6 protein-coding genes are annotated in these 8,648 nt (G+C 61.7%); all 6 read left to right on the forward strand.

Going from position 1 to position 8,648, the window contains the following annotated elements; all coding sequences use genetic code 11:
• Positions 1-65: 65 nt before the first annotated feature.
• Positions 66-2,159, forward strand: coding sequence for a hydantoinase/oxoprolinase family protein (locus AC2FND_RS11730; RefSeq protein ID WP_496769867.1), 2,094 nt, complete (start codon positions 66-68; stop codon positions 2,157-2,159).
• A complete protein-coding gene (locus AC2FND_RS11735; protein ID WP_496769869.1) occupies positions 2,159-3,811 on the forward strand; it encodes a hydantoinase B/oxoprolinase family protein in 1,653 nt (550 codons plus the stop codon). The genes AC2FND_RS11730 and AC2FND_RS11735 overlap by 1 nt, the downstream gene beginning before the upstream one ends.
• The gene (locus tag AC2FND_RS11740) at positions 3,808-4,875 is read left to right on the forward strand and encodes a pyridoxal phosphate-dependent aminotransferase (protein WP_496769871.1); all 1,068 of its coding nucleotides are present in this window, start codon (positions 3,808-3,810) and stop codon (positions 4,873-4,875) included. The genes AC2FND_RS11735 and AC2FND_RS11740 overlap by 4 nt, the downstream gene beginning before the upstream one ends.
• A complete protein-coding gene (locus AC2FND_RS11745) occupies positions 4,872-5,612 on the forward strand; it encodes a maleate cis-trans isomerase family protein (protein ID WP_496769873.1) in 741 nt (246 codons plus the stop codon). Before AC2FND_RS11740 ends, AC2FND_RS11745 begins: the two co-directional genes overlap by 4 nt.
• 310 nt (positions 5,613-5,922) lie before the next feature.
• Positions 5,923-7,173, forward strand: a complete 1,251-nt coding sequence (locus tag AC2FND_RS11750; protein ID WP_496769874.1) for an aminotransferase class V-fold PLP-dependent enzyme — start codon at positions 5,923-5,925, stop codon at positions 7,171-7,173.
• Between the two features lie 28 nt (positions 7,174-7,201).
• A partial coding sequence (locus AC2FND_RS11755) for an FAD-dependent oxidoreductase (protein WP_496769876.1) occupies positions 7,202-8,648 on the forward strand: 1,447 nt, incomplete at its 3' end.

Consider the following 8,648-nt stretch of genomic DNA (forward strand, 5'->3'; position numbering starts at 1 on the left):
CGCGCCGGTAACCGCCCTGCGGGGCCGTTCTGCCTGCCTGCTTTCAGACGACAACGGAATACCTCATGACAACCGCTCTGCGCCTCGCCATCGATATTGGCGGCACTTTTACCGACACGGTCCTCGTCTCGGGTGATGAGACGATACTGGCCTCCACCAAAACCCTGACCACCCACCAGAACCCGGCAGAAGGCGCACTGGAGGGCGCACGGCGCGTCATGGCGCAGGCTGGCCGGTCGCTGAAGGATGTCACCGGATTTATTCACGGAACCACTCTGGCAACCAACGCGCTGATCGAACGGCGCGGGGCGGTCGTGACCACGGTCTGCACCGAAGGGTTCCGCGATATTCTCGATATCGGGTACGAGCGTCGGTATTCCCAATACGACATCAACCTTGAAAAGCCAGACATGCTGGTGCCGCGCGAACGCTCGTTGACCATATGCGAACGCATGTCGGCAGAAGGCAAGGTGCTGATTGAACTGGATGAAGGGCAAGTAGATCGTTTGCTGGCCGAGATTGACGCCAGCGGGGCCGAGGCGGTGGCCATCTGCCTGATGCATTCCTACGCCAACCCGGCCCACGAACGGCGTTTGCGCGATGTTCTGGCGCGACACCGCCCCGGTTTGACCGTCTCGATCTCGTCCGATGTCAGCCCCGAAGCGCGAGAGTTTGATCGGCTCTGCACCACTGTGGCAAACGCTTATATTCAGCCGCTGATGGAAAGCTATCTGACCCGGTTCGTGGATCAGTTCACAGCCGAGGGCGTAACCTGTCCGATCCTGATGATGACGGCAGGCGGCGGTATGTGCACGATCAGCACCGCCACGCGTTTCCCCATTCGTCTGGTGGAATCCGGCCCCGCCGGAGGGGCCATTCTAGCCGCTCGCATCGCGGCGCGTGCCGGGTTGGATCAGGTCCTGTCTTTCGATGTGGGCGGCACCACCGCCAAGCTCTGCCTGATCGACAAGGCGCGCCCCCAGACCTCGCGCTCATTCGAAATCGCCCGCGAGGCACGGTTCATCAAGGGGTCGGGAATGCCGGTGCGCATTCCGGTGATTGAGATGATTGAAATCGGCGCTGGCGGCGGTTCGATCGCGGGTGTTGACCGTCTCGGGCGTCTGACGGTCGGGCCAAAATCGGCAGGCTCGGAACCCGGACCGGTTGCCTTCATGCGCGGCGGAACCGATCCGACCGTGACCGACAGCGACATCACTCTGGGCTATATCGTGCCCGACACCTTTGCCGAGGGGTATATCCAGCTTGACCCCGATGGCGCAAAGGCCGCCCTGAGACGTGTGATCGGGGAAAAACTGGGGCTGGATACAACAGGTGCGGCAGATGGGGTCAGCCGCATCGTTGTCGAAAGCATGGCCAGCGCCGGGCGGATGCACGCGGTTGAAAGCGGCAAGGACCTTGGCCCGCGCACCATGATTGCCTTTGGCGGCAACGGGCCGCTGCATGCCACCCGCGTCGCCCGGTCCGCCGGGGTGTCGCGTATCGTGATCCCGCCCAATCCCGGTGTCGGTTCGGCGGTTGGGTTCCTGTTTGCCCCGGTGTCCTTCGAAATCGTCCGCTCGCGCTATTCCCTGCTCGACAGCATGGACATGGACGGGATGAACGCCCTGTTCGATACGATGATTTCCGAAGCAAAAGAGGTCGTCGCCCAAGGGGTAGGGGACGCACCCACCGAAACCCTGCGCACCGCCTTCATGCGCTATAGCGGGCAGGGGCATGAGATTGAGATTACCTTGCCGGACCGCGCCCTGACACGCCAGGATATCGCCCCGCTGACGGCTGCATTCGAAAGGGAATACCGCAAACAATTCTCACGCCCCGTGCCGGGGATGAAGATCGAGGTTCTCAACTGGGCGGTTCGCGTTGCCACCCCGGACAAGGCGGTGCCCGCGGTGTCGGAAACACCCGCCCAAACCGCATTTCAGGTCACGCAGACACGCCCCATCACCTGTGATCTGGATGGCATGGTAAAACAGGCCGCCTTTGTCGCCCGCGCCGATATGCGCCCCGGAGACTATGTGGCAGGCCCCGCACTGATCCATGAACCACAAACAACCATACTCGTATCCGCCGATTTTTCGGCCCAGATGGACGCAATCGGCAACCTTGTCCTGATACAGGATCAGAAAGGAGGCGCATGATGACCGCTGATCTGTCCCCCGCCCGCCTGCAAGTGATGTGGAACCGCCTGCTGGCAGTGGTCGAAGAACAGGGCCAGACCCTGATCCGCGCGGCTTTCTCGCCCATCGTGCGCGAATGCGGCGACATTTCCGCCGGGATATTCGACGTGAATGGCCGGATGCTGGCGCAGGCCGTGACCGGAACACCGGGCCATATCAACACCATGGCCGAGGCCGTGCTGCACCTGCGCGCCCGTTTCGCGGTGCAGGATATGCGCCCCGGCGACATCTACATGACAAACGACCCGTGGCTGGCCTCGGGGCATCTGAACGACTTCCTGCTGATGATGCCCGCGTTCAAGGAAGGCAAGGTGGTGGGTTTTACCTCCTGCACCTCGCATCTGGTGGATCTGGGCGGTCTGGGTATGGGACCTGAAGGCTCGGACATCTATGACGAAGGCCTGCTGATCCCGCCTTGCAAACTGGTCGAGGCCGGAACGCCCAATGCGCTGCTGATGGATATCATCCGCGCCAACTCGCGCGAGCCTGTGGCCAATGAGGGCGACATCTACGCCCTGATCGCCTGTTGCGAGGCCGGGGTGAACCGCCTTGTCGCGATGATGGAGGAGTTCGGGATCGATGATCTGGACAGGCTTGGCACATATATCATCGACACCTCGCGCAGAGGTGCGTTGCAGGCCATCGCCGAGGTGCCCGAAGGCGTGTACAAAAACGTGCTGCACATGGACGGCTATGAGGCCGAGCTGGAGCTGCACGCGACGCTCACCGTGACCAAAGACGGGATGCATGTCGATTTCACGGGCACGTCCGGGTGTTCGAAAAAGGGCATCAACGTGCCTTTGAACTATGCCACCGCCTATACGGTCTTTGCCCTGCGTTGCATCGTCGGGCCGGATATCCCGAACAACGCAGGCTCGCTGGAACCTTTCACGGTGAACGGCCCCAAAGGTTGCATCCTGAACGCCCAGCATCCGGTGCCGGTGGCCATGCGGCATACGCTGGGTCAGGTTACACCGGATCTGGTTCTGGGCTGCCTGCATCAGGCGCTGCCCGATCAGGTGCCCGCTGAAGGGGCGTCGTGCATGTTCGACCTGCCAATGCGCCACGCGCCCGAAGTGGCGGCGAATGGCGGGCGCGAATTTGCCATCGAACCCGTTCACAATGGCGGCACCGGGGCGCGGCCCCACGCAGATGGCCTGTCTGCGACAGCCTACCCTTCGGGGGTGTTCGGCTCGCAGGTCGAAATAACCGAAAGTGTCGCACCGGTGATCATGTGGCGACGCGAATTGTTGCCCGACTCGGGCGGCGCAGGCCAGTTCAGGGGCGGATTGGGTCAGCGGATCGAGATGACGTCCGCGAACGATGCCCCCTTCATCGTCTTCCTGTCGGTTGAACGACTGAAATTCCCCGCTCTGGGTCGCATGGGCGGCCTGCCCGGCGCGCCGGGACGTATCCGGTTCCGCGATGGCGGCGGTGATATTCCGGGCAAGGGCGAGCTGCGCGTGGAAAGCGGCGATTACCTGATCTTCGACACCCCCGGCGGCGGCGGCTTTGGCGATCCGGCCGCGCGCAACCCAAAGGCGCTGGCGCTGGACCTCAGGCGCGGGCTGGTCACAGAAGAAGGTGCCAAAGCCTATGGGGGTGCTTCATGATCCGCGCGGTTGATCACATTCGTGCCATGGCGGCCTATGCGCTGGCCGATATGGGTGGGCCGGACACTGTATCTCTGGCCCAGAATGAAAGCGCCTTTCCGGTCAGCCCTGCCGCAATTGCGGCAGGGCAGGCGGCATTGCACCGGATGCCGCTTTATCCCGATCCCGACTGGTCGGACCTGCGCGCCGCCATCGCTCAGGGGCACGGGGTACCAGCCGACAACATCCTGTGCGGTGCCGGATCGATGGAGTTGATCGGCTGCCTGATCCGCGCCTATTCAGGGCCGGGCGACCATGTATTGGGCACGGATTACGGCTATGCCTATGTGGCCTCAGCCACGGCGCAGGTGCGGGCAGACTATGTGAAAGCGCGCGAGGTTGATCTGACCGTCTCGGTCGATGACATTCTGGCCGCTGTCACGCCTGATACCCGGATCGTCTTTGTCTGCAACCCCGGCAACCCGACCGGCACCCTGATCCCGAATGCCGAGGTCATCCGCCTGCGCGACACCCTGCCCGGGAACGTGCTGCTGGTGGTCGATCAGGCCTATGCCGAATTCGCCGATCACGATCACGACCCGGCTGAAATCTTTGCCCTCGTCGCGCGCGGGGATACTGTGGTCATACGCACCTTCTCAAAGGCTTACGGTCTGGCGGGCGCGCGCGTGGGTTGGGGTCTGTTCCCGGCTGAGGTCGTGATTGAGCTGCGAAAACTGCTCAACCCCAACAACGTATCGACCCTCTCTCAGGCCATGGCAACGGCAGCGATGCAGGATCAGCCCCACATGCGCGACACGGTTGCCAGAACCGCCGCCATCCGGGATCGCTTTGCCGATGGGTGCCGGGCGCTGGGATTATCTGTTCCGCGCAGCCACACCAATTTTGTCCTGATCCGCTTTGCCGATGCTGCGACGGCGCAAAAAGCAGATACCGCGTTGCGCAAAGCGGGTTTGCTGACGCGCGGAATGGGCGCCTATGGCCTCGCGGATTGCCTGCGCGCCACGATCTGCGACACGGCGGTTATGCAGCGCTGCCTGACCGTTCTGAAAGAGGTGACGTCATGATCTTTGAAACCCGGACACGGGCCAAAATCGGGGTGCTGGTGCCCTTTACCAACACCAATCTCGAAGCTGACATGATGCTGATGCGCTGCCCGGACACGACGGTGCATTTTCAGCGAATGGGTGGCTATGACGTGGATGAGATCCCCGGATCAGATCAAATGGCGGGTCTGGGGGCCTCGGATATCAGCCATGACCTCAAGATGATCTCGGGCGTTCGGCCCGATGTGGTGCTCTATGGCTGTACCTCGGCCACGCTGACCCATGGCCAGTCCTTTGACCACCAGCTGGCGCAGGACATCAGGGCCGCGTCGGGGGCCGTGTGTATTACCGCCGCTGGGGCGCTTGTTGCTGCGATCCATGCGCTCGACCTGTCCCGGGTCGGTTTTTCTTCGCCCTATCTGGGCGAGATCAACACGCAGGCCATGGATTTTCTGACGCAGAACCGGATCGCAACGGTGAATTGCGCCGATATCGGCCGCGAGCTGGGCAATTACGGGCAGGGCGAACTGACCCCGGACGAGGTTTTCGACCTTGCCATGCAGGCCGACCACCCAAAGGCCGAGGCCATCATACTCAGCTGCACCGACATGCGGGCAGTCGAGGCCATAGACCGGATCGAAGCGGCCCTTGATAAACCTGTTGTGACGTCCAATCAGGCCATGATGTTTGCCCTGATGCGGGCGCTTGACCTGCCAAGGCACGGGACTGTTCCGGGGCGGTTGTTTGATCTGCTATAGCCTTGGGTCAGGCAAAAGCATGGAACCCGCCCCGGTCAGTTGCCCGCATCAAAGGCGGGTGCGCACCGGCATATGGGGCGGGTATTCCAGCCCACCCAACGCGCCGTGTCGCAGACGTGACTGTATTTACGTCGCAAAAGAACAAGATACCGCGCCCTCTACGCCATAGTCGGAATAAGGGCCGCTCGGGATTGAAGTACATGTTGAACCAGCCGCACAGTCACGGGAGATTTGGCCTGCCCCGCGGGGAAACCATCTTGGGCTTGTCTGAAACATCAAACGTTCACAACACACAAAGGTGCCGCTTTTCATGAGCCAAATTTCGGAAAATCTGCTGAACCAGATCCGCGACCGTTTTGCCCAGATCGATCACTGCCCCGAACAGGGCGAGCGGATATTTTTCGAAAACGCTGGTGGCGCTTTGACACTGAAATCCGTGCTGGACAGCTCGGCACGTCACGCCGCAATCCCCGACAATCAGGGGCGCGACAATCCGGGGTCTCATGCGCTGGTTGCCACGATCAACACGGCCAAGGCCGATATGCGGGATTTCATGAATGCGCCCGGTGGTCAGTTCTTTGTCGGTGAAAGCGGCACCGAACTTCTGTTCCGGCTGATCATGAACGCATGTCTGGGAACGGGTCCGGGCGTTGTGCTGGGATCGACACTGGAACACCCTGCCACACGCTCAGCCTGTGATCGTTGGGCCCGTATTGCCGGGCAGACCCATGTGCTGGTGCCCCACGATGACGATACTGGCACCGTGACTGCCGACGCCTATGTTGCGGCCGTCACCCCCGACACCAAAGTGGCGACAATCCTGCACACCTCACCCGTGACGGGCATGGGCGTCGATGTGGCCGCTGTTTCGCAGGCGATCCGCGCCGTGGCGCCAGACTGTTTCATCATTGTCGATGGCATCCAGCATGCCGCCCATGGCCAGATCGACCTCAGCGCGTATGACGTCGACGGCTACGTGATCTCGCCCTACAAGGTGTTTTCACGCCATGGCTACGGCGTTGCGTGGATTTCCGACCGGCTGACGCGGCTTGAACACAATGCCCTTTTGGACGGTCCGACAGATAACTGGGAAATGGGCACGCGCGATACAGGGGCCTATGCGACCATGTCCGACGTTGTGTCTTACTTCGAATGGCTTGGCAGTCAGGTCAGCGACGCCACCGACCGGCGTGCCAGATTTCTGGCAGCGGGCGAAGCCATCCACGCGCAGGAAAAGGCACTGACCGACGCGATGATCCACGGCACCGGCAACCTGAGCGGTCTGGCCGAGATGGAGAAGGTCACCATTCTGGGCGGTGCCGACAACCCCGCACGCGAAGGGCTGGTGTCGCTGCGCGTTCAGGGTGTGGCCTCGGCAGATGTCGTCAAACGGCTGAACAATGAAGGTATTCGCACCCATTTGCGCAAGGCCGACCATTACTCTGGCAACATATTGACACCGCTGGGTTACGACGCCTGCGTCCGGGTCTCGATGTGCCACTACAACTCAATCGGCGAAGTCGCCAGATTTCTGGCTGTCATGAAAGAAATCGCCGCCTGAGCTACGGCGGACCAAGGGACATGCACTCATGAAAACTCATGCACAAGCTGTTGTGATCGGAGGGGGCCTTGCGGGCTGTTCGATCCTGTACCATCTGGCCAAGCTTGGCTGGACCGACGTTGTCCTGCTGGAACGGAATGAGTTGACCTCCGGCTCGACCTGGCACGCAGCGGCGAATATCCACGGGCTGCACGACAACAACAACATCACCCGCATCCAGCACTATACGATGAATCTGTATAAACAGCTGGAACAGGAAACCGGCCAAAGCTGCGGCGTATTCCAGCCCGGCTCGCTCTATCTGGCCCAGACCGAAGAGCGTGAGCACCAGCTGCGCCTGCAAGAGGCGAAAGCCCGGTTTTATGGTCTGAACTTCTACGAAGTCAGCCGTGAAGAAGCCAAGGAACTGCACCCGCTGGCGCAGTTCGATGACATCCGCTGCATCATGTATGAACCCGATGGCGGCAATGTCGACCCGTCGGGCGTGCCGCACGCCTATGCCGCCGGGGCCCGCGCCATGGGGGCCACCATCGAACGGTTCTGCCCGGTGACGGGAGCCGAACAACAACCCGACGGCAGCTGGATCGTGCGCACGCCCAAAGGCGACATTCACACCCAGTGGGTTGTCAACGCCGCCGGTCTCTGGGGCCGCGAGGTGGCGGCGCTGGCGGGTCTGACCCTGCCGCTGCAACCGACCGAGCATCAGTATTTCGTGACCGAAAGCATCGACGAGGTCGCCAGCCTGGGCCGTCGTTTGCCCTCGATCGCTGACCGCGACGGCGAATATTACTTCCGGCAGGAAGGCAACGGCCTTCTGATCGGAGCTTATGAGAAAGATATGAAATTCTGGGCCGAAGACGGCACGCCGCTGGATTTTGCCCATGATCTGTTCCCCGACGATCTGGACCGGATCATGGAAAACGTGATCCGCGCCACCGAACGCGTGCCGGTTGCGGCGACCGCCGGGGTGAAACGCGTGATCAACGGGCCGATGATCTGGTCGCCCGACGCCAACATGCTCTGGGGGCCGGTGCCCGAGCTGAAGAACTATTTCCTCTGCGGCGGTCTGATCCCCGGCTTCTCGCAATCCGGGGGCTTGGGTCTGCTGGCGGCGCAATGGATGATCGAGGGCGAGCCGCAATATGACATGTTCGCCTGGGATCTGGCCCGGTTTGGCGACTGGGCCGACAAGAAATTCACCAAGGCCCGTGTTAGGGATGCCTACACCCACCGCTTCAAGATCCATTTCCCCAACGAGGAACGCAGCGCAGGCCGCCCGGCCCGTATACGCCTCGCCTATGAGATGCAGAAGCAGATGGGCTGTGTCTTTGGCCTCAATTGCGGCTGGGAACATCCGCTCTGGTTCGCCGATGAACCGGAGGTGGAAGAGACCACCGGTTTTACCCGCCAGAACTGGTGGGAGCCCGTAGGCCGTGAGGTGCAGATGCTGCGTGACAGCGTGGGCGTGATCGATA

The sequence above is a fragment of the Ruegeria sp. BHSB056 genome (genome assembly GCF_059613305.1).

Bases quoted from the DNA above. Each gene is read 5' to 3' on its own strand.
- AC2FND_RS11745 (WP_496769873.1), top strand. From the start codon at position 4,872: ATGATCTTTGAAACCCGGACACGGGCCAAAATCGGGGTGCTGGTGCCC.
- AC2FND_RS11735 (WP_496769869.1), top strand. From the start codon at position 2,159: ATGACCGCTGATCTGTCCCCCGCCCGCCTGCAAGTGATGTGGAACCGC.
- AC2FND_RS11750 (WP_496769874.1), top strand. From the start codon at position 5,923: ATGAGCCAAATTTCGGAAAATCTGCTGAACCAGATCCGCGACCGTTTT.
- AC2FND_RS11730 (WP_496769867.1), top strand. From the start codon at position 66: ATGACAACCGCTCTGCGCCTCGCCATCGATATTGGCGGCACTTTTACC.
- AC2FND_RS11740 (WP_496769871.1), top strand. From the start codon at position 3,808: ATGATCCGCGCGGTTGATCACATTCGTGCCATGGCGGCCTATGCGCTG.